The organism is Mesorhizobium prunaredense (assembly GCF_900156895.1).
In the GTDB taxonomy this organism is placed as follows: Bacteria; Pseudomonadota; Alphaproteobacteria; order Rhizobiales; family Rhizobiaceae; genus Mesorhizobium; species Mesorhizobium prunaredense.
In genome coordinates this window covers 172562-194489 of record NZ_FTPD01000015.1, presented here as the reverse complement: position 1 = coordinate 194489, position 21928 = coordinate 172562, and the positions used below count along the sequence as shown (strand labels likewise).

Annotated in this window: 18 protein-coding genes; 13 read left to right on the top strand and 5 right to left on the bottom strand. The window is 62.2% G+C overall.

Annotated elements, in window-relative coordinates:
- Window positions 1–141 precede the first annotated feature (141 nt).
- Complete coding sequence (adh, locus tag BQ8794_RS13840; RefSeq protein WP_077378269.1) at window positions 142–1659, top strand: aldehyde dehydrogenase; 1518 nt, start codon at window positions 142–144, stop codon at window positions 1657–1659.
- A gap of 174 nt (window positions 1660–1833) precedes the next feature.
- Entirely contained in the window at window positions 1834–2184 is a 351-nt protein-coding gene (locus tag BQ8794_RS13835; RefSeq protein ID WP_077378266.1) for a DUF779 domain-containing protein, read from the top strand.
- A gap of 459 nt (window positions 2185–2643) precedes the next feature.
- Here BQ8794_RS13835 and BQ8794_RS13830 read toward each other — a convergent pair whose 3' ends face one another.
- Window positions 2644–3522 (bottom strand): GNAT family N-acetyltransferase, encoded by an 879-nt coding sequence (locus BQ8794_RS13830; protein ID WP_077378263.1) that lies wholly within the window; start codon window positions 3520–3522, stop codon window positions 2644–2646.
- Between the two features lie 264 nt (window positions 3523–3786).
- Here BQ8794_RS13830 and argE point away from each other — a divergent pair, with 264 nt between their 5' ends.
- From argE to BQ8794_RS13805, 5 genes are all read left to right on the top strand, one after another.
- Window positions 3787–4911 carry an acetylornithine deacetylase gene (gene argE, locus BQ8794_RS13825; RefSeq protein ID WP_077378261.1) on the top strand — a complete coding sequence of 375 codons (1125 nt, stop codon included), beginning with the start codon at window positions 3787–3789 and terminating at the stop codon, window positions 4909–4911.
- A 15-nt stretch (window positions 4912–4926) separates the two neighbouring features.
- Window positions 4927–5850, top strand: coding sequence for a 2-hydroxyacid dehydrogenase (locus tag BQ8794_RS13820; RefSeq protein WP_077378411.1), 924 nt, complete (start codon window positions 4927–4929; stop codon window positions 5848–5850).
- A gap of 14 nt (window positions 5851–5864) precedes the next feature.
- Window positions 5865–6221 carry a cupin domain-containing protein gene (locus BQ8794_RS13815; protein WP_029352600.1) on the top strand — a complete coding sequence of 119 codons (357 nt, stop codon included), beginning with the start codon at window positions 5865–5867 and terminating at the stop codon, window positions 6219–6221.
- Between the two features lie 167 nt (window positions 6222–6388).
- Window positions 6389–7432 (top strand): tartrate dehydrogenase, encoded by a 1044-nt coding sequence (locus BQ8794_RS13810; RefSeq protein WP_077378258.1) that lies wholly within the window; start codon window positions 6389–6391, stop codon window positions 7430–7432.
- Window positions 7433–7450: 18 nt separating this feature from the next.
- Complete coding sequence (locus BQ8794_RS13805; protein ID WP_077378254.1) at window positions 7451–8929, top strand: NAD-dependent succinate-semialdehyde dehydrogenase; 1479 nt, start codon at window positions 7451–7453, stop codon at window positions 8927–8929.
- 742 nt (window positions 8930–9671) lie between these two features.
- Here BQ8794_RS13805 and BQ8794_RS13800 read toward each other — a convergent pair.
- On the bottom strand, window positions 9672–10361 hold the full coding sequence (locus tag BQ8794_RS13800; RefSeq protein WP_077378251.1) for a haloacid dehalogenase type II: 690 nt from the start codon (window positions 10359–10361) through the stop codon (window positions 9672–9674).
- A gap of 321 nt (window positions 10362–10682) precedes the next feature.
- Between BQ8794_RS13800 and BQ8794_RS13790 the strand changes: the two genes are divergently transcribed.
- On the top strand, window positions 10683–11525 hold the full coding sequence (locus BQ8794_RS13790; protein WP_077378248.1) for a GNAT family N-acetyltransferase: 843 nt from the start codon (window positions 10683–10685) through the stop codon (window positions 11523–11525).
- Window positions 11526–11555: 30 nt separating this feature from the next.
- Complete coding sequence (locus tag BQ8794_RS13785; protein WP_077378245.1) at window positions 11556–12932, top strand: aspartate aminotransferase family protein; 1377 nt, start codon at window positions 11556–11558, stop codon at window positions 12930–12932.
- Between the two features lie 63 nt (window positions 12933–12995).
- Here the strand turns inward: BQ8794_RS13785 and BQ8794_RS13780 are convergent, their stop codons facing one another.
- The 3 genes from BQ8794_RS13780 to BQ8794_RS13770 all read right to left on the bottom strand — a co-directional run bounded on the left by BQ8794_RS13780 (window position 12996) and on the right by BQ8794_RS13770 (window position 15966).
- Window positions 12996–13472 (bottom strand): Lrp/AsnC family transcriptional regulator, encoded by a 477-nt coding sequence (locus tag BQ8794_RS13780; RefSeq protein WP_077378242.1) that lies wholly within the window; start codon window positions 13470–13472, stop codon window positions 12996–12998.
- A 10-nt stretch (window positions 13473–13482) separates the two neighbouring features.
- A complete protein-coding gene (locus BQ8794_RS13775) occupies window positions 13483–14556 on the bottom strand; it encodes a tartrate dehydrogenase (protein WP_077378239.1) in 1074 nt (357 codons plus the stop codon).
- An 84-nt stretch (window positions 14557–14640) separates the two neighbouring features.
- A complete protein-coding gene (locus BQ8794_RS13770; RefSeq protein WP_077378236.1) occupies window positions 14641–15966 on the bottom strand; it encodes an NAD(P)/FAD-dependent oxidoreductase in 1326 nt (441 codons plus the stop codon).
- A 639-nt stretch (window positions 15967–16605) separates the two neighbouring features.
- On the opposite strand from BQ8794_RS13770, the gene BQ8794_RS13765 reads away from it, so the two are divergent.
- The 4 genes from BQ8794_RS13765 (at window position 16606) to BQ8794_RS13750 (ending at window position 21913) form a co-directional block, all read left to right on the top strand.
- Window positions 16606–18270, top strand: a complete 1665-nt coding sequence (locus BQ8794_RS13765; RefSeq protein ID WP_077378409.1) for an ABC transporter ATP-binding protein — start codon at window positions 16606–16608, stop codon at window positions 18268–18270.
- A 38-nt stretch (window positions 18271–18308) separates the two neighbouring features.
- Window positions 18309–19979 (top strand): peptide ABC transporter substrate-binding protein, encoded by a 1671-nt coding sequence (locus tag BQ8794_RS13760; protein WP_077378233.1) that lies wholly within the window; start codon window positions 18309–18311, stop codon window positions 19977–19979.
- A gap of 69 nt (window positions 19980–20048) precedes the next feature.
- The gene (locus BQ8794_RS13755; protein ID WP_077378230.1) at window positions 20049–20999 is read left to right on the top strand and encodes an ABC transporter permease; all 951 of its coding nucleotides are present in this window, start codon (window positions 20049–20051) and stop codon (window positions 20997–20999) included.
- Window positions 21000–21034: 35 nt separating this feature from the next.
- Window positions 21035–21913: an ABC transporter permease gene (locus BQ8794_RS13750; RefSeq protein ID WP_077378227.1), complete on the top strand. Its 879-nt coding sequence runs from the start codon at window positions 21035–21037 to the stop codon at window positions 21911–21913.
- Window positions 21914–21928: the final 15 nt, after the last annotated feature.

Genomic DNA, 21928 nt, shown 5'->3' with positions numbered 1-21928 from the left:
CGAATCCCGGCATGACTGTCGCAGTTTTGCGACACGTCCTGCGGGTCCACTGTTCTCACCATCGTGACAGCGAGCGGGCAGATGCGGCAAGTCTTTCCGCCGAAGCGCCGCATCCCGCGGCGTTGTTTCGGGAGGTTGATCATGAACAAGGTTGAATTCTCACGCTCCGTCAAGGCGCCCTTCGACAAGCGTTACGGCAATTTCATTGGCGGCAAATGGACCGAGCCACTTTCAGGCAAGTATTTCGAGAACTTCTCGCCGGTAAACGGTCAGCTTCTCTGCGAAGTCGCCCGTTCCGACGCCAAGGACATCGAGGCCGCACTCGACGCGGCCCATGCCGCCAAGGACGCATGGGGCCGCACCAGCCCGGCCGAGCGCGCTTTGATTCTCAATCGCATTGCTGATCGCATGGAGGAGAACCTCGATCTCCTCGCGCGCGCCGAGACCTGGGACAACGGCAAGCCGATCCGTGAGACGACCGCCGCCGACCTGCCGCTGGCCATCGATCACTTCCGCTACTTCGCCGGCGCGATCCGCGCCCAGGAGGGCAGCCTCTCCGAGATCGACCACGACACCGTTGCCTATCACTTCCACGAGCCGTTGGGCGTCGTCGGACAGATCATCCCGTGGAACTTCCCGCTGCTCATGGCGGTATGGAAACTGGCCCCCGCGATCGCGGCCGGCAACTGCGTGGTTCTGAAACCCGCAGAGCAGACCCCGGCGGCGATCATGCTCTGGGCGGACCTCATCGGCGACCTGCTGCCGCCGGGCGTGCTCAACATCGTCAACGGCTTCGGCCTAGAGGCAGGCAAGCCGCTCGCCTCCTCGAACCGGATCGCCAAGATCGCCTTCACCGGCGAGACGACCACTGGCCGGCTGATCATGCAGTACGCCAGCCAGAACCTGATCCCGGTAACGCTCGAACTCGGCGGCAAGTCGCCCAACATCTTCTTCCAGGACGTCACCGCCGAGGACGACGATTTCTTCGACAAGGCGATCGAGGGTTTCGTCATGTTCGCACTCAACCAGGGCGAGGTTTGTACCTGCCCGAGCCGGGCGTTGATCCACGAAAAGATCTACGACCGCTTCATGGAGCGGGCGCTGAAGCGCGTCGAGGCGATCGTCCAGGGCGATCCGCTGGATCCGGCGACGATGATCGGCGCGCAGGCCTCGTCCGAGCAGCTCGAGAAGATCCTGTCCTACATCGACATCGGCAAGCAGGAAGGCGCCGAAGTGCTCACCGGCGGCGCGCGCAACGAGCTGCCGGGCGATCTCGCCGGCGGCTATTACGTCAAGCCGACGGTGTTCAAGGGTCACAACAAGATGCGCATCTTCCAGGAGGAGATCTTCGGGCCGGTGGTTTCGGTGACAACCTTCAAGGACGACGACGAGGCGTTGTCGATCGCCAACGACACGCTCTACGGCCTCGGCGCCGGCATCTGGAGCCGCGACGCCAACCGGCTCTACCGCTTCGGCCGGGCGATCCAGGCGGGCCGCGTCTGGACCAACTGCTACCACGCCTACCCGGCGCACGCGGCGTTTGGCGGCTACAAGCAGTCCGGCATCGGCCGCGAGACCCACAAGATGATGCTCGACCACTACCAGCAGACCAAGAACATGCTGGTCAGCTACAGCCCGAAGAAGCTCGGCTTCTTCTGATCCAGGTGATGGGGCGGGTCCGCCCGCCCCATCGACGACAACCGACAGGAGGAATTCGACATGGCCAAGACCATGAAGGCCCGCGCCAGGCTCGAGGACATCAACGACGTCTCCGAGCGCATGCGCAAGGGGCAGATCGAGGGCCGAATTGTCCTCGATCTGGCGGCCTGAGCCATGGTGGTCGAGGTCGGCGGCAAGGTGAGCGCCACGCCGGCGGCGCTGGAGCTCCTGGCGAAGATCATCGCCGAGCATGGACCGGTGCTGTTCCACCAGTCGGGCGGCTGCTGCGACGGTTCCTCGCCAATGTGCTACCCCCAGGGTGATTTCGCACTGGGGGACAGCGACGTATTGCTCGGCGAGATCGGCGGCGCACCGTTTTACATCGGCGCGGCGCAATACGACGCGTGGAAGCACACCGACCTCGTCATCGATGTTGTGCCCGGACGCGGTGGCATGTTCTCACTCGATAACGGCCGCGAGACACGGTTCCTGACGCGGTCCACCGTGTGCCAGGTGGGAATCTGATTTCGAGTACCAGCGGACGTCTATCTGGCGCGCCTCAATATTCCGCGCAGGTGGTCAACGATTCGGAGGCGTCAAACGATCTCTGGATGGCGGCAGCCCCCTCGCGCCCTCAAGCTGGTTCATGCCTGCGCCGTTGCTTCACGAAATCGACAGCGGTAGTCGCACCGCCCCGTCGCGAAACGATCGTATGAACGCGTTGATCTTCGCATCGATCCGGCGAACCCGATTTTGAGGGGCTCACTACCAGCGTAGAACACGAGTATTGTTAATCGGGTCTGCTATACGCGCCGATATGCGTCTGGGCTGCCCGACGCGTCCAGGCGAGTTGGACAGCTTTCGCTGTCGGCCAAGGCAAGATCGTGAGCGCGTAGGGTTCAGCCCGTTGGGCGACAAGGTTCGTTCAGATCGCGTTGCGCAACGCGGAACCCGCACCTCTGCCGCTTGACAGCGTGCTTGCATTCAGCTCCAGGCGTGGCTGGCCAATCCGTAGACCCAGGGCTCGTTGCTTTCGCGGTTCAGGAAGCGGCGGCCTTTGGACATCGTCGTCACGGTCTCGGCAATGCCGAGGCCGCTCTGCTGAAGAAACTCGGCAAACACGCCATCCTTCTCGCGCGTATCGACGCGGGCGAATCGACCTGCCAGCTTGTTCAGATGGACGGCTGTGAGATGGACCGCGTCCTGGTCGTTTCGGGCTATTGTGGGACCAATCACATGGCCGCGCCCGAACTCGCGGCACATGGAATAGCCAACGACCTCGCCGCCACGGCTCAACGTAGCTGTCGAGGCATCCTCCGAGAGCAACGCAAGCAGCCTTGCACGGTTTGTCCCGAATGCGCGCGCGTCCAGTTCGGTGATCTCGCGAAGTCTGCCGCTGGGCAGCTCACTTAGCTCACCATCCAGAGCTGGCATTGGCGGGAGTTTTTGTGGGATCTCGCCCTGGCGCATGTAGACGATCGCCTCGCTCGTGAAGCCCAGTGAAATATACAGAGGATAGGCGGCATGGGTGGCATTCAGCGCCAGATTGCGATCCCCGCACTGCTCGAGGACCTGGTCCATGAGCCATCGGCCACCTCCCTGCGCCTGTGCGCGAGGCGTCGTGATCACCAGGCCAATCGTGGCAAAATCATCCCCTTGGGGAAACCACATCGCGCTTCCGAAGACGCGCCCAATTCCGTCAACGGCGACGATGCCGTGGCCGGCGCGGCGCAACAAATCCCAGTCCTTGGGGCGATGCGGCCAGCGGACCGAAATCGATAGTGCATGCAGCAGATCAACATCGACATCATTGATGTCGCGCGCGACCAGTTCAAAGGATTTCAGGCGTACTGATCTCTGCATCTCAGTCGATCCGCTCCTTCAACGAAAGCCCCAAGTCCTTCAACGGATGCCAAAAGGCACGCGGTGTTAATCCTGGCGCCGATAGCCATGTTTGCGACAGGCTTCATTTGCCGCAGCATTACAGGGGAACGCCAGCAGGTTTCGCTGGTTCGATGCGTTTTTTCGCAATCTTCAGCCAAAGCACGACGCGATTCGGCAGGGAACACTGCTGCGCAGGGATAGGCTGGTCGCACCGGTGATAGTGTGCAAGCTGAGCGGACCGCCATGAACGTGGAAGAAATCCTCGCGACCCTGATTGCATTTCCCTCCGTTGTGGGCACGCCAAACGGCGAGATCGTCGATTGGATCGCCGACTACTGTCAGGCAGCTGGAGCCGAGGTGACGGTTCTGCCCGGTCCCGAGGGCGACCGGTCCAACCTGTTCGTCACGGTCGGCCCGCGTGCCGGTCGGGGCTACATCATCTCCGGACATATGGACGTCGTGCCGGCCGGCGAGCCGGAATGGAGCTCGGATCCGTTCGTCCTGCGTCGCGAGGGCGGCAGGCTTTACGGCCGTGGCACCACCGACATGAAGGGCTTTCTCGCCTGCGCATTGGCCGCGCTCCCAGGACTTGCGGCAATGAACCTGCGGCAGCCGGTCCATCTCGCATTCTCCTACGACGAAGAGGCGGGGTGCCGTGGCGCGCCGCATCTCTTGGCTGCGTTGCCGACGCTATGCGAGAGGCCGCTTGGCGCGATTATCGGCGAGCCGAGCCGGATGCAGCCTGTGCGCGCGCACAAGGGGAAGGCCGCCGCGCGGCTCGAGGTGATCGGGCGATCCGGCCATTCGTCACGCCCCGATCTCGGCCTCAATGCCGTGCACGCCATGGCCGGCGTCATCACGCACGCCGTGGCCTACGGCCAATCGCTCGCCGGCGGCCCTCTCGATCAAAATTTCGAGCCCCCATATTCTTCCTTGCAGGTGGGCGTCATCGCCGGTGGACAGGCGGTCAACATCATCGCTGGCCACTGCACAGCCGATATCGAAGTGCGTGCCGTGCCGGGCGTTTCCCCAGCAGCCCTGCTCGAGCCAGTCAAAGCCCGGCTTTTCGATCTGCGCGACGGCGGCTTCGAGGTGGCTTGGCACGAGTTGAGTTCCTATCCCGCCCTTGCGCCCGCGGATGGGAGCAAGCTAGCGGCCGTTCTGACCGAGTTGACGGGGCAGGAGCCGCTCACGGCGGTCAGTTACGGCACGGAGGCCGGGCTTTATCAGCAGGCCGGTATCGATGCGATCATTTGCGGCCCTGGCGAAATTTCCCGCGCGCATCGACCCAATGAATACATCGAGATCGGTGAACTTGCTGCCTGCCAGCGCATGATCGAGGATCTCGGCGCGCGTCTCGCGGCCTGAGGGATGGCAGGTTCCATGGCATTTCTTTTCAATTCCGATGCGGCGCGTGCTGCGGTGTTCCGCGAAATCTTCGCGCGCGAACTCCCGGATTTGGAATTCTTCCATTCCGGCGAGGAGATCGAGCCGGAGAAGGTGCGCTATCTCATCACCTGGACGGTGCCGGACGACATCTCGCGCTACCGCAATCTGGAAGTGCTGTTTTCGATCGGAGCCGGCGTCGACCAGTTCAAGCAGGACGTGGTGCCAAGCCATGTGAAGCTTGTGCGCATGGTCGAGGACGGCATCATCCGCATGATGCAGGAATACGTCGCGCTTGGCGTGTTGGCGCTCCACCGGGAGATGCCCGCCTATCTCGAGCAGCAGAAAAGGTGCCTCTGGCAACCGATTGCCGCTCGACAGGCGGCCGAGCGCCGGGTCGGTCTTCTTGGTCTTGGCATGCTGGCGCAGGCGGCAATCGAGCGCCTGAAGCCGTTCCAGTTTCCGCTTGCCGGGTGGAGCCGCAGCGAAAAGCGGATAGAGGGCGTCGCCTGTTTTCACGGCGTCGATCAGTTGCCCCGCTTTCTGAAGCAGACGGACATTCTCGTCTGCCTGCTGCCGCTGACGCCGGAAACCAGCGGCATTCTCGATGCAAAACTCTTCTCCTTGCTACCAGCCGGGGCGCGGCTGCTGCATGTCGGCAGGGGTCCGCAACTCGACCAGGCTGCGCTGATCGACGCGCTCGACACCGGTCACGTAGCTGCGGCGATGCTTGATGTCACTGATCCAGAACCGCTCCCGGAAGACCATCCGCTGTGGTCGCATCCGAAGGTGATGATAACGCCGCACATTGCCTCGGTGACACAACCGCATACGGCGGCGCAAGCCGCCGTGGACAACGTCCGGCGCCACCGCGCCGGCGAAGAACTGATCGGCCTCGTCGATCGGACACTCGGCTACTAACCAGGAAACCCAACATGTCACTGCTGACCACGATCGACACAAATCCCGCCTTCACGCCCAAGGAGGCATTGCCGCTGCCGGAGCGGCTCATTTCCGGCACTCCATCCTTCAAGACCTGGGCGCAGGACGCCTCGAAAGGTGAGAAGGTTCTGACCGGCGTCTGGGAGGCGACCCCCGGCGAGACGCATTCGATCAAGGGCACCACCTACGAGTTCTGCCACATCATTTCGGGTCTCGTCGAAATCGAGGAGAAGGGCGGTGAGACCAAGACTTACCGCGCCGGCGACAGTTTCGTGATGAAGCCCGGTTTCGTCGGCGTCTGGCGCACGATTGAGACCGTGCGCAAGATCTACGTCTGCGTTTACGACTGAGTTCAGTGCTCAAGCTCCGGCCGAGTAGAGTGCGCGGCGGTTCCAGAACAATCGACTTTCCAAGTTCGGCCCGACGCGATTCGACGCTGTCGGGCCGCTCATCCTCGACGAAAAATGCGGCGCGCCATCCACTATTGTTCCGCTGGTGCGAATGAGGACCTCGATCAATGAAGACCTATGACATAGCGCTCATCCCCGGCGACGGCATCGGCAAGGACGTGACCGGGGCGGCATGGCAGGTGATGCAGGCCGCGGCCAAACGGGGCGGTTTCGCCCTTGATGGCACACGCTTCCCATGGTCGTGCGCCTACTACCTGGAAACCGGCGCAATGATGCCGCCAGACGGCATCGAGACCCTTCGAAAATTCAACGCGATCTATCTCGGCGCTGTCGGCTGGCCAGCGGAAGTGCCCGACTCAGTATCGCTTCACGGACTGCTTCTGCCGATCCGGAAAGGGTTCACGCAGTACGCCAACATACGGCCGCACAGGCTGTTGCCGGGCGTTCAGGGACCCCTCCGCTCCGATGGTTTCGACATCCTGTGCATACGCGAGAATACGGAAGGCGAATATTCCGGCGCCGGCGGGCGCGTTCATTCCGGCACGGCCAATGAGGTCGCGGTGGAGACATCAATCTTCACGCGCGCGGGTGTCGAACGGATCATCCGGTTCGGTTTCGAACAAGCGCGGGCGCGCCGCAAGAAGCTCGCATCCGTCACCAAATCCAACGCACAGAAACATTCCATGGTTTTCTGGGATGAGGTCACGCGCGAGGTGGCGAAGGACTATGCCGATGTCGAGGTCTCGCACTACCACATCGACGCCATTGCTGCCCGCATGGTGCTGGCGCCGGAAAGCCTCGACGTGATCGTCGCCTCAAACCTTTTTGGCGATATCCTGACGGATATTGGAGCGGCCATTCAGGGCGGGCTGGGTTACGCCGCCTCTGCCAATATCAATCCCGATCGCAGCGCGCCTTCCATGTTCGAGCCGGTCCATGGATCGGCGCCCGACATCGCCCATCTCGGCGTCGCCAATCCGATCGCCGCGATCTGGTCCGGTGCGATGATGCTCGAGCATCTGGGCGAGGGGCATGCTGCGGCACAAGTGATGTCGGCAATCGAGTCCATAACCGCGCGGGGCATCGGCACGATCGCAGGCAAGGACCGGACTGAAACAATCACGCAAGCCGTGCTTGCGGCATTGAGCTGAAAGGGCAGAGGAAAGACCATGAATGCGATAACGAAGATTGGCACGTTTGACGATGCGGATCTGTTCCGCCAGCAGGCGTTGATTGGCGGTGTGTGGCGGGAAGCGGATACAAAGGTCGTCGTCGATGTCACCAACCCTGCCACCCTGAATGTTCTTGGCAGCGTTCCCGATATGGGCGGCGACGAGACCAGGGCCGCGATCGGTGCTGCGGCCGAGGCATTCAAAAGCTGGAAGAAGACGACCCATGCCGAGCGTGCGAGACTGCTGGAGCGCTGGCACGACCTCATTCGCCAGCACGAACAGGATTTGGCGCTTCTGCTGACGCTGGAGCAGGGTAAGCCGCTTGCCGAGGCGTCGGCGGAAATCCGCTACGGCGCATCCTTCGTGAAATGGTTTGCGGAGGAGGCGCGCCGCATCGGTGGCTCGACCATTCCGTCACCCACCGCCGATCGCCGCATTCTGGTTCTCAAGGAAGCAGTCGGCGTCTGTGCCATCATCACGCCGTGGAATTTCCCCAATGCGATGATCACGCGCAAGGTGGCGCCCGCCCTTGCCGCCGGCTGCACGGTGGTGATCAAGCCGTCGGAGTTCACGCCCTTTTCGGCGCTGGCGCTCGGCGTCCTGGCGGAGCGGGCGGGCATCCCTGCCGGCGTGATCAACATCGTGACCGGCATGCCGGGAGAGATCGGCAAAGAGCTGATGGCCAACGAGACGGTGCGCAAGATCTCGTTCACCGGTTCGACCCGCGTCGGTGCGCTGCTCATGCGTGGCGCGGCCGATAGCATCAAGCGGCTGAGCCTGGAGCTTGGCGGCAACGCGCCCTTTATCGTCTTTGACGACGCCGATCTGGATAACGCAGTTGAAGGGGTGATCGTATCCAAGTTCCGCAATGGCGGTCAAACCTGCGTTTGCGCGAACCGGATTCTCGTGCAGGAAGGCGTTTACGACGCTTTCGCCGAAAAGCTGAGCCAGCGCGTCACCCGGATGAAGGTTGGCGCGGGGACCGACGAGGGCACTGAGATCGGCCCGATGATCAACGCGGCCGCGATCGACAAGATCGAGCGTCACATCGCGGATGCGAAGACGAAAGGCGCGCAGATCCTCGCCCAAAGCGAGGCAGTGCCCGACGGCAGGCAATATGCACGGCCCGTCGTCCTGGGGGAGGCTACTACCGAGATGCTCCTGGCATCGGAAGAGACCTTCGGTCCGGTGGCGCCGCTTTTTCGCTTCGAGACGGAGGAAGAGGCTATCACGATCGCGAACGGTACGCCGTTCGGCCTTGCCGCCTACTTCTACACCGACAACCTCAAACGGTCGTGGCGTGTCGCCGAGGCGCTGGAGTTCGGCATGGTCGGGCTCAACACAGGCCTGATTTCGACCGAGGTCGCGCCATTCGGCGGTGTCAAGCAGTCGGGGCTGGGGCGCGAAGGATCGCAGCTCGGGATCGAAGAATATCTCGAGGTCAAGACGCTTCATGTCGGCGGGTTGAACCAGTAGGCTTTGCCGGAGTCGCAACAGCGGCACCAGAATGAGAAAGGGGCGGTCGAAACCGCCCTTTCTCATTGTGCGCCAGGCATGGCGCGTGGTGCGCAAGCACCGTTTGGTCGGGATGGTATCCGGTCGATGACTTGGAGGTGAAAGTCCTCTGCGGGCCCTGGTGATGGGAACCGCTAGCCGAACAGCAAGGGCGTCGTCGCGAGGCGGGGTCTGAAGGAAGCTGCGGCCTGACGAACAGCAAGCGCATATGAGGCGGCCGCATCCGGGCGAGGGGGCAATGAAGCCCGAGGCCCAACATCACCCGGAGGGTGCGGCCGTAGATGCGACAGGTATATGGCACGAAGGTCACGCGTCTTACCCTGGGAGGTCTGCCGGCCTGCCCCTGGAGACAGGTGTGCTACCGCCGCCGAGAGGCGCCGGGATGGGTCGGCAGGAGTCAGCAGAGGCCGTAGTAGCCGGACCAACCGGTGAAGGGCTGAACGTGTCGATGGAGGTCGGACTTCATTTCCGACCGCCTTGGGCAGATACCTCGCGAGAGGGCCTTAGCCGGAAGTAGCCGGCGGAACCCGCAAGATAAGGCTGGGCGCCAATAGGGCGGCGGGCATTGAGGACCTCAAGCCGAGCGCGACACGAACCGCCGTGTACGGAACCGTACGCACGGTGGTGTGGGAGGAGGAACGCCGAAAGGCTCCCTCCTACCCGATTCGATATTCGATGCCGCCATGCCGGAGGCCCGCCGGCCTCATGCAACTTCCCGAACGGGCTCCAGGCCGACCGCGGCGGCCAGCCCGCCGATATCCTTGATCTCGGTATATTCGTAGAAGGGGTTCGCAGGCTCGTGGCCGCGGTTCACCCAGACCTTGCTCTTGATGCCGAGATCGTAGGCGGTCATCAAATCGTAGCGGAAGGAGGAGGAGACATGAGTGATGTCCTCGGGGCCGCAGCCGAGTTTGTCGAGCATATATTCAAAGCCCTTCATCAGCGGCTTATAGGCGCCAACCTCTTCGGCGGTGATGACGGTGTGAAAGGGCGCGCCGAGCTTTTCCACATTCGACATGATCAGGCTGTTCATGGAGTTGGACAGGATCACCAGTGGGATTTCCTTGGCCACTCTGGACAGGCCAGCCGGGACGTCGGGGTGCGGACCCCAGGTCGGCACTTCGTCATAAATGCGTTGGGCGTCTTCGGGTTTGAACTGGATGCCGATGCGCTTGCAGCTGCGTTCGATGGAATTCTGCACCACCTCGAGGAAGGGCTTCCATGGCCCCAGCACCTCGTCAAGGCGATAGCCCCTAAAAGCCTCCACGAAGCCGGCCATTGCCTCAGGGGAGAGGCGCTCGCCGTAGACGCGCCGCGCCGCGCCGGCCATATCGAAATTGGTGAGCGTGCCGTAGCAGTCGAAGGTGATGTATTTCGGTCTGAACGTCGACATGGCGACAATCCTCCTGGTTTTCTCGGCACAGCGTGCCTGTACCACAATGACCATAATCGGAGATCCGGAAGACTAACGGCCGCATTCGCGGCGACCTGAAGCAGATCGTTTCGTATTGCATCGCCGGTTTGGCAGAGAGTTGCGCCAGGTGTCCTTTCGAGCTTTGGCAGCGGCGCGGCCTGTCGGCCTTGCTTCGGCAGAAGATGCGGCACCAGCGGCGAAGGATAGTGAAAACGCGTCGCGCTTGGCTGCTGGTTGGAAGGAAGTGCTGTCTTTGGTGGTCTACCGTTAGCACCTGAAGACGAAGGCTGGAAATTCATCATGACCACACAACAGATCATCCTTGAAGAGATGACACCGGGGCACCTGGAAGGCGCTGTCGAGTTGTCTCGCCAAGTCAAATGGCCGCATCGTCGCGAGGATTGGGAACTGGCCCAGTCGGTCAGCCGGGGGATCGTCGCCCTGGAAGAAGAACGCGTGGTGGCGACCATCATGATGACCCCCTACGGCGACAATGCTGCCGCCATCAACATGGTGATCGTCGATGCGGCGATGCGCGGCCGCGGGCTCGGCCGAAAGATGATGGAAGAGGCGCTGGCCCAGGCGGGTGAGCGCACCTGTTGCCTGACGGCGACACAGGAAGGCCTGCCGCTCTATGAGAAGCTGGGCTTCGTCACGACTGGCGAGATCGTGCAGCATCAGGGCGAGGCGTTGGCAGTTTCGGCGCCGGCCGGTGTATCTTGGGCAGAGAGCGGCGATCTTGCCCGCCTCGAGGTGCTGGATCGCGAGGCATTTGGCCATGACCGATCGGCGCTGATGAAACGGGTTTTCGAGCGCGCGAAGCTCGCTGTCATTCGAGATGACGGCGATATCCAGGCCTTTTCCGCCATCCGGCCATTCGGCCGGGGGCTGGTCATCGGCCCGGTGGTGGCGAGAAACGGTACCGAGGCCAAGGCACTGATCGACTTTCTGCTCGCCCATCATCAGGGCAAGTTCGTCCGTGTCGATACCGACGTCTCAACGGATCTTGCTGGATGGCTCACCGGGCGTGGGCTCGCGCATGTCGGCGGTGGGATCACGATGCGACGCTCCATGGCCACGCACCAGGAAAGCAAGCCCGCGCATCACCGCACATATGCGTTGGTCAGTCAGGCGCTTGGTTAAAACAGGCACTCGGTTGAATCGGAGGAAGAAATGCTGGCAAATTCACTGATCGAACTCGATCGCGCACATCTGGTTCACCCGTTTTCATGCTATCGGAGCCACGAGGAGACGGGCGTGCGGGTGCTCAAATCCGCCAAGGGCGCAACGGTGACCGATGCAAGCGGGAAAACCCTGCTGGACGGATTCGCCGGTCTATGGTGTGTAAACCTCGGCTATGGCCAGGAAAGTATCGTTGAAGCAGCCGCAAAGCAGCTGAGAGAGCTTCCCTATGCGACGGGATATTTCGGGCTGGGATCCGAGCCTGCCATTCGCCTTGCTGCCAGGCTTGCCGAACTTGCGCCCGGCGATTTGAACCATGTCTATTTCACGCTTGGCGGCTCCGACGCAATCGACAGCACGATCCGCTTCATCCGCTATTTCTACCATGCCAAGGGCACGCCGCAGAAGGACCAGTTCATCTCGGTCGAGCATGGCTACCATGGCTCCTCGACGGCAGGGTCAGGCCTGACCGCGATCCCGGCTTTCCATGCGGGTTTCGGGGTGCCTTACGACTGGCAGCACAAGATTCCCTCGCACTACGCCTATCGCAATCCGGTCGGTTCCGACCCGCAGGCGATCATCGATGCATCGGTCGCGGCCCTGCGCGCCAAAATCGCGGAACTCGGTGCTGGCCGCGTTGCGGCCTTCTACGCCGAACCCATCCAGGGTTCGGGCGGTGTCCTCGTTCCACCGACAGGTTGGCTGAAGGCTTTGCACGCCGTGTGCAAGGAACATGACATCCTGTTCGTCGTCGACGAAGTCATCACTGCCTTTGGCCGTACCGGCCCTCTCTTCGCCTGTGAGGAAGACGATGTCGTGCCGGATCTCATGACCACGGCGAAGGGACTGACCTCGGGCTACGTGCCGATGGGCGCCGTCTTCATCTCGGACCGCGTGTACAATACGATCGCGGACGGAGCCGGCAAAGCGCCTGTCGGCCATGGCTATACGTATTCGGCCCATCCCGTGAGCGCGGCAGTCGGGCTCGAATGCCTGCGTCTCTACGAAGACAGCTTGCTCGAGAACGGGCGCAAGGCCGGCAAGCGCCTGATGGAAGGCCTTCGCTCGCTCGCCGACCACCCGCTGGTTGGCGACGTTCGCGGCCGCGGCATGCTGGCAGCAATCGAGTTGGTCACCGACAAGGAGCGCAAGACGCCACTGCCGGCGGCGGCCGATCCGGGACGCCGCATCTTCGAGCGCGCGTGGGCGAACGGCCTTGTCATCCGCGCCTTCAACAGCGGCATCCTCGGCTTTGCGCCGCCGCTCTGCTGCACCGAGGACGATATTGATGGAATCCTCGAACGTACCCGGATGACGTTGGATCAAACCCTCGAAGACAACGACGTGCGGTCAGCGATGAAGGGATGATCATTGTCATCGCAAGAGGGAGCGCTGGCGTGCGGCTCTCCAGGTCCAAGACCGCGGAGCGCCTCACCTGTCGAAAATGATGTCGAGAGGCAAATGGGATTTGACGATCGGTGACTTCAGCACGACGAAGCTGAAATATTTGTCGATTCCGATATCCAATTCGATCATGCGCTCCATGATCGTCTGGTACTCGCTGATGCCCCCTGTGACAAACTTCACAAGATAGTCGTAACCGCCTGAAACCAGATGGCATTCGATAACAGAATCGACCTTCTGAATTGCGGTGAGAAATCTGGCGAAGTCGTTCTGTTGATGGTGCTTGAGCGTGACTTCGGTGAAGATCGTCAGAGTCTGCCCGAGCTTGGACACATCGATCTGGGCGGAATAGCCGGTGATGAAGCCTTCCGCCTGAAGCTTCTTCACCCGCATCAGGCAAGGGCTCGGTGAAAGGTTCACCAGGTCGGCAAGCTCGACATTCGTGACCCGCCCATTCTTTTGCAGTTGGGATAAGATCTTGATGTCGATCTTGTCGAGCTTCATTGGATACCTGTCAAACGTTCGAACCGCGGATCGTCCGGCAGACGGCGTCCGTCACCTCCTGCGTGGTCGCTGTCCCTCCCACGTCCGGCGTCAGCACGCCCTCACTCGTCACCGTTTCCACAGCGCTCATCAACCGGGCGGCCGCTGCGCTCTCGCCCAGATGTTCGAGCATCTGGGCGGCGGTCCAGAAGGTGGCGATCGGGTTGGCAATACCCTTGCCGGCGATGTCGAATGCCGAGCCGTGAATTGGCTCGAACATCGAGGGATAGCGCCGCTCGGGATCAATGTTGGGGGTCGGTGCAACGCCGAGACTGCCCGCGAGCGCGCCTGCAAGGTCTGACAATATGTCGGCGTGAAGATTGGTGGCGACGATCGTATCCAGGCTCCGAGGTTTCAACGTCATACGCACTGTCATGGCATCGACCAGCATCTTGTCCCACGCGACGTCCGGGAATTCCGGCGCCACCTCGGCTGCGATTTCGTCCCACATTACCATGCCGTGACGCTGCGCGTTGGATTTTGTAACAACTGTCAGGAGCCTTCGCGGGCGTGACTGCGCCAGCCGGAATGCATAGCGCATGATGCGGGTGACGCCGACGCGCGTGAAGATCGCGACCTCGGTTCCGACCTCCTCGGGGAGGCCGCGATGGGCTCGGCCGCCGTGGCCCGAATACTCGCCCTCGGAATTCTCCCGCACGATCACCCAATCCAGATCGCCAGGGCCAACGCCCGCCAGCGGCGAAACAATACCGGGCAATATCCTTGTCGGCCGCACGTTCGCGTATTGATCAAAGCCTTGGCAGATCGGCAGCCGGAGGCCCCAGAGCGTGATGTCGTCGGGCACGTCGGGAGCGCCTACCGCGCCGAAGAAGATAGCGTCGAAGCGCTTCAGTTGCGCCACCCCATCTTCGGGCATCATCCGACCATGCGCCTTGTAGTAGTCTGAGCCCCAGTCGAAGTGCTGGACGCGCAGTTTGAAATCTCCGCAGCGCTGCTGCAGCGCCTCAAGCGCCTGGAGACCGGCGGCAATGACCTCTGGGCCGATGCCGTCGGCAGGAATGGCGGCAATCTCATATTCGCGCATCGTCACTTTCCCTGTTTTCAGTGCTGGCCAGCTCGCGGCCTCGATCTCGTGTGCGACCGATTGTACCTTGGCAAATTGGTCTAGTCAGAATTCAGCGACCTTGCCCCACGCAGCTGTCTTCAGACGCTCCGGCCGATAGGGACGCGGATCGACGATCGGCTCGCTGCCGGTAATGATATCGGCGATCATATGCCCAGCGCCGGGCCCGATCCCGAAGCCGTGACCGCTAAATCCCGCGGCGAGAAGGAAGCCCGGAATCCCCTCCACTTCACCGATTGCCGGGACGCCATCGGGCGTGCTGTCGACATAGCCCGCCCAAGCATGAGAAATCGCGACGCGCTGGAGTTCGGGCAGCAATTCGCAGGCTCTTTGATATGTCAGGCGAATCTGCCTCATGTCAGGCTTCGGATCGAGAATCCGATTCCGTTCCATTGGTGTCACGTCGTCAACTGCCCATTTCCTCAGGCTTTCATGACCTTGACGCCAGCCCTCGAACGCTCCCGGTGCCAGACTGCGCCAGCGGCGGGCGAACATCGGCACGAACTCGCGGCTGAACCTGAGCTGCTGCGGCGTTGGATCGACTCGCGCCCGCCCGCTGATCGCCAGCGCGTATCCACCGTTGCCGCGCCGCGTCAGCGAGACGCGCGCGGTATGCAGGGCATCCGGCAGGCCATTTGCGCCCGGCGCTACGGCTAGAATGGACTGACGCACGGCAGCTTGCGGGAAACGAATACCAAGCTGGTTGCAGAAGGAAGAAGCCCACGCGCCTCCGGCCATGACCACGGTCGTTGTCCGGATGGTTCCGGCTTCTGTAACGACGCCGCTGACCCGGCCGGCGCTCAGCTCCAGCCCGCGCGCCGCGCAATTCTGATGTACGGTGCCGCCGGCCGCCATGATGCCGCGCGCGGCAACCGGCACCGCCTTTGAAGGATCCGCCGTTCCGTCAGTTGGCGAGAACACGCCGCCTTTCCATTTGCGGCCGGTCGCCTTGCCCCGTTCGGTGGCTTCTTCCGCGCTCAGCACATGCGTCGTGACGCCAACCGTCCTTGCGAAATCGCGCCACTTTGCCCAGCCTGCCAACTCGTTTTCGTCCTGCGAGAGATAGAGCAGGCCGCAGCGGCGGAAGCCGGTGTCCTCGCCGGTCTCCTGCGCCACTTTTTCCCATAGATCGAGGCTCTTGGTTGCCATCGGCAACTCGCGTGCGTCACGGTTCTGCTGACGGCACCAGCCCCAGTTGCGGCTGGACTGTTCGGCGGCAACGCGCCCCTTCTCCAGCAGGGCAACGCTGACGCCCCGTCGCGCCAGATAATAGGCCGTGAACACGCCCACCACGCCGCCGCCGATGACGACGACGTCCGCCTCGCGAGGCAGGGATGGGCTGGAATCGATGTGAATGAGCGGTGCGGGCATGGATGGGACTCCGGTAATTTGAAGCATCCTAACCTGCGGCCCGCAGAGGCAGGCTGCGGAGTTCATGCCTGGACGGAATTTCCTGCGGTTTGCAGGCCATAGAACAGGCAATTGTTGCCGAAAAAGCGCTCGCTGGCGCCCAACCTCGCCGGGGCAAGCAGGAGTACGCTTCATCCAGTCGCGTGATCTGCGGCATGGGCTTTTCGGGACGCGGCGCGCAGTGACGCAAGGCCTGTCGCGCACAAATTAGCGGAAGAAGGACCTGGTTGTCTGATCCCGGTTTCTGCGCCGGAGCGGGAGCAGAGTGAAATGCCGAACCTGACGTTCTTTTCAGAAGTTCCTGCCGCCCGAGGGCCAAATTTCGACGACTATGCGGATACAGAACAGTCAAACTGGCTGAAAGAACGGAGCAACCCTTCCTTATAGCGGGCAAGCTCCAAGGGAACAGTATCCGGTACACGGACCGAATTTCATCAAGGGAGCCGCCAGGATGAGCAGAATCAGTCTCTCGCAGCCTCAGCGCTCGATGCGCCGAGATGGCCAGACGACGGACGCTATAGTGAGGCGCTTCTGCTCAAAGCGCGATGATAAGGTCCGCAACAGCGTGGACCCACTCGGTTCAAACGGGAGATGATCGCAATGGTCGCAACCATCCAGCCTGTAGCCCCCCACGATGTGGCGCTTTCGGTGCGCGACCTCACGGTGAATTTGCCAAAAGGCATGGAACGGACCCATGCCGTCGAGAACATCTCCTTTGATCTGAAACGCGGCCAGATTCTGTGCGTCATTGGCGAGTCTGGATCCGGCAAGTCGGTCACCGCCAACGCCATCATGGGGCTACTGCCCAATGTGATCCGCGTCTCCTCGGGCGCCATCCATCTCGATGGGATGAACATCATAGGCATGCCGCAGGACAAGCTGCGCAGCCTGCGCGGCCGAGTGGTGTCGATGATCTTCCAGGATCCGCTGTCGGCGCTCAATCCGTTGATGACCGTGGGTGCACAGATCGACGAGGTCATGGCGGCGCATGGCGTCGGCACTCCGAAATCCCGTCGCGGCCGCGCTATCGAACTGCTGACTGAGGTGGGACTGCCGGACCCGGCACTCATGTACCACCAGTATCCGTTCCGCCTCTCCGGCGGGCAGCGGCAGCGGGTGATGATCGCCATGGCGCTGGCGCTCGAGCCGACGATCCTGATCGCGGATGAACCGACGACCGCGCTCGACGTGACCACCCAGGCGCAGATTCTGGAGCTGATCCGCGAGATTCAGCGACGCAAGGGAATGAGCGTCATGTTCATCACCCATGACTTCGGGGTGGTGGCCGAGATCGCAGACAGTGTCGTGGTGATGGAGAAGGGCCACATCGTCGAGCAGGGTAGCGCTCAACAGGTCCTGAAGTCGCCTGGCCATCCCTACACAAGGCGCCTTATCGCAGCCGTCCCGCACCTGACCGGTGAGGACCGCGTTCCTCTGGAGACGGCGGACAAAGCGCCGATCCTGAAGGTCGAAGGCCTGATGAAGACCTACCGCAGCGGCAGTTCCCTGTTCAGCGCGCAGCGCGTCGTGCCCGCGGTCAACGAGGTCTCGTTCGATCTGGCGCCCGGGCGCACGCTGGGCGTTGTGGGCGAAAGCGGTTCCGGCAAATCGTCGCTTGGTCGGCTTTTGATCAAGCTGCTGGACAGCGACGGCGGCGGGATTCTGTTCGAGGGCCGCGACATCGCCAAGCTTTCCGAAGCCGAATTCCGCCCGCTGCGGCCGCGGGTCCAGATGATCTTCCAGGATCCCTTCGCCTCGCTCAACCCGCGCTCGACGATCGGCCACATCCTGACCGTTGGCCCAGTCGCGCATGGGACGCCCTATGCCCAGGCGCGTGAAGAGGCGAAGGCGCTACTGGCCCATGTCGGGCTCGATGCCGGCGCCTTTGATCGCTTTCCGCATGAATTCTCCGGTGGGCAGCGCCAGCGCATCGGCATCGCTCGGGCACTGATGTTCAAGCCGAAGCTGCTGATCGCCGACGAAGCGGTGTCGGCGCTCGACGTGTCGATCCAGGCCCAGATCCTGCAGCTGCTCGACCAGATCCAGCGGGAAACCGGCGTGTCGATGATCTTCATCACCCACGACCTGCGCGTCGCCAGCCAGATCTGCGACGAAATCGCGGTGATGCAGAAAGGGCGGATCGTCGAACGCGGTCCTCCCTCGCAAATCTTCCTCGACCCGCAATCAGCCTACACACGTGAGCTGGTGGCGGCGATTCCTGGAGAGCAGCCGGGATCTACCCGTCCGGTTGCAGCAAATGGGTAAGAGCCACGGCGGATACCGCCAGAACAAGGGGAATTCCAATGACTGAACGCTCAAACACCAAATCAAACTACTCGCGACGCGATGCACTGCGGTTGATGGCGATAGGCGGGGCTGCAGGCCTCATTGCGCCCAATCTGTTGGGCAAACCCGCCTTCGCCCAGAAGCCTCCAGCGAGCCCAACCGGCCGCGTCGTCGTCGGATTTTCGCAGGAACCCACCGTCTTCAATCCACTGATGCCGCATACCGAGTGCGACGACGCTGTGCATTTCTCGGTGTTTGATGCACTCGTTCGCATGGACCCTAAGGGTGTTCTTCAGCCCAATCTCGTTGTCGAAGTGCCCAGCCAGAAAAACGGCGGCATTTCAGAGGACGGGCTTGTGTGGCGCATTCGCCTGCGTGACGATGTCCGCTGGCACGACGGCAAGCCGTTCACGGCCGAAGACGTCAAATTCACTCTCGAGCTCATCACCAATCCGAAATTCCGCGCGTGGCGCACGGCGGGCCATTCGCTGGTGCGCGATATCAAGGTGGTCTCGCCGACCGAGCTCACCTGGCGGATGGAGGAGGCTTTCGCCCCCTATTTGTCGTTTCTCGCCGAAACCTTCATGGTTCCCAAGCACATCCTCGAAAAAGAGGCCGACCCCAACGCCGCCGCCTTCAATCAGGCGCCTGTCGGCACTGGCGCATTCAAATGGGCGAAGCGCACTGCCGGCGACCATATCGAACTCGTCGCGAACGCGGATTATGCCGGGGAGGGTCCCTATTTGGAGCGGCTCGTCTTCAAATACATCCCCGACATGACAGTGCTCTATACCCAGTTCAAGAGCGGCGACATCGATCTTGTCGACCAGGCATTCATAACCGCCGACCACTACGCGGAAGCCAGCCAACTGTCGGATCGGGTGGTCATGTTGGAGCGCGGGTCATCGGTCGAGTCGATCTATCTCAATCTTGAGAAGCCGCAATTCAAGGATCCGGCGGTCCGCCAGGCGCTCTACGCCGCAATCGACAGGAAAGCGATCCTCGAAGCACTTTATTACGGGGTCCACACCCCTACCGAGACGTTCATGCCGCAGAATTCCTACTACTACAATCCGAACCTGCCGGCGCAGGAGTTCAACATCGAGCGCGCGGGCCAGATCCTCGACGAGGCCGGCTGGGTGCCCGGAGCCGATGGAATACGGGCGAAGGACGGGGTGCGTCTGTCGTTCGCCAACTCCACCACTTCCGGCAACCACCTGCGCGAGCAGACGCAGCAGTTCCTGCAGCAGACATTCGCCGAGATCGGAGTCGAGATGACCATCTCGAACCTGCCGGCCGCCGTCATGTGGGGCGATTTCTGGCTCAAATCGCAGTTCGAGTCAGCCATCTCCGGTGTAACCAATCTCATCGCGGGCGACCCCGACGTTTTCAACCGCCTGCATACCAAGGCGATCGTCGCCAAGGGCGGAAAGGGCTCGAACACAGGCCAATACTCCAACCCGGAGGTCGATGCGCTGCTCGAGAAGGGCGCCCGCACCTTCGATCGGGAACAGCGGCGCGCCATCTATCTGCGCGTGCAGGAAATCGTCCGTCAGGATCTGCCGTTCCTGCCTCTGTTTGCCTACACCAACGTGTTCGGCTGCAAGGAAGGGCTGGAGGGTTTCGAGGCAAATTCCAACACCCGCGTCGCATCCTGGCATGCCGCCGGATGGTATTGGAAGGCCTGACATCCATACGCCGCCGCCGCCTCGCGGCGGCGGCCAGTCATCAGCGCTGTCTTGAAAGAGGAGAGATGAATGCGCGGCTTCCTGCTCAACCGGCTCTCACAGAGCCTCATCCTGCTCCTGATCGTCTCGGTCATCGGGTTTTTCGTCCTGAACCTGCTGCCGGGGGGTCCGCTGGCGCAATTCGGGCTCGATCCCGGCATGACGCAGGACGATCTCGAGCGCCTGAAAGAGCAATTGGGGCTGAACCGTCCGCTTTTTATCCAATATCTCGACTGGGCCTGGCGGCTTCTCCAGGGCGACTGGGGCCACTCCTTCCGCGATGGCGCGCCTGTGCTGGCAGTGATTGGCCGGCACGTCCTTGCGACGCTGCTGCTGATGGGTACGTCCACCGCCATCGCAATCGCCATCGGCACCTGGATCGGCATTCGTGGCGCCACGCACCGCTATTCGCTGTTCGACTATATGGCGACGGTCGGAGCCATGGTCGCGCTGTCGATCCCGACCTTCTGGTTCGGGCTCGTCGGCATCTACATCTTCTCCTTGCAGCTGGGCTGGCTGCCTGCAGGCAACATGTACACGATCGGCGACGGCTCGGTCCTGAACTACCTGCATCACCTGATCATGCCAAGCATCGTGCTGTCGCTGGTGCATGTCGCGATCTGGAGCCGATACATGCGATCGGCGACGCTCGACGCCATCAGCCAGGATTTTGTCAAGACCGCCCGCGCCAAGGGCCTGAGCGAGCGCCGAGTCATAATGAAGCACGTCGTCGGCAATGCGCTTTTGCCGATGATCACACTGGCTGGGGTGCAGCTTCCCAGCATCCTGACCGGCGCGCTGGTGACGGAGACAGTGTTTACCTGGCCGGGCATGGGTCGACTGTTCCTGGACAGCCTCGGCTACAGCGACTACCCGGTCGTGATGGGACTGCTGATGTTCTCGGCCATTCTCGTCATTCTGGGCAACCTGATCGCAGATATTGCCGTGGCGATCGTCGACCCGCGCATTCGTCTGGGTTGAGCGCCTAACCTCACGCCCTACAGGAGGCACCCGAAATGACCGCTCTCGCCGCAAATGCAGGACCAGGCCGCTGGTGGCGCAGCCGCACCGTGCGCCGTTTCACGAGCCATCATCTGGCGTTGCTGGGGGTGGCGATGATCACCCTTCTCACGCTGGCATGCGTCTTCGGCCCTCATCTCCTGCCCTATGATTCCCTCTACATCGATTTGCGCGCCCGCTTTTCACCGCCGCTGACCGGCGACCACTATCTCGGGACCGACCCTTTGGGGCGGGACGTGGCGGCGCGACTGTTCATGGCGGGGAGGACTTCACTGCTGGTGGCCTTCTTCGCCATGCTGCTGTCGACGCTGATCGGAACGCTCGTCGGCGTGATCGCGGGCTACCGCGGCGGCTGGATCGGCGCAGCGCTGATGCGCACGGTCGACGGCTTCCTGTCATTCCCCTCCATCTTCCTGCTGCTGGCCTTGGCCGCGGCACTGAAGCCGAGCCCGGCTATGGTCACCGTCATCGTCGCTGTCACCAGCTGGATGGAGGTAGCCCGGATTGTCGAGGCCGAGGTGCGGTCATTGCGCGAGCGCGAGTTTGTGCTGGCCGGGCGCATGCTGGGGCTTAGCGGTGCGCATATCATGTTCCGCGAGATCCTGCCCAACGCCATGGGCCCGATCATCGTGGCCGCGACGCTGACAGTTGCGCACGCTATTCTCCTGGAAGCCTATATCAGTTTCCTGGGTTATGGCATTCAGCCGCCGCTGCCCAGCTGGGGCAACATGCTCGAGGGCGCCCAGCAGTATCTGGACAGTGCGCCCTGGCTGGCGATCATTCCCGGGGCCGCCATCACCATCGCCGTGACAAGCTTTAATTTCATCGGCGACGGGTTGCGCGATGCGCTCGACGTGCGGGACGACCGTGTCTGATCTCGCCGGCAAAAG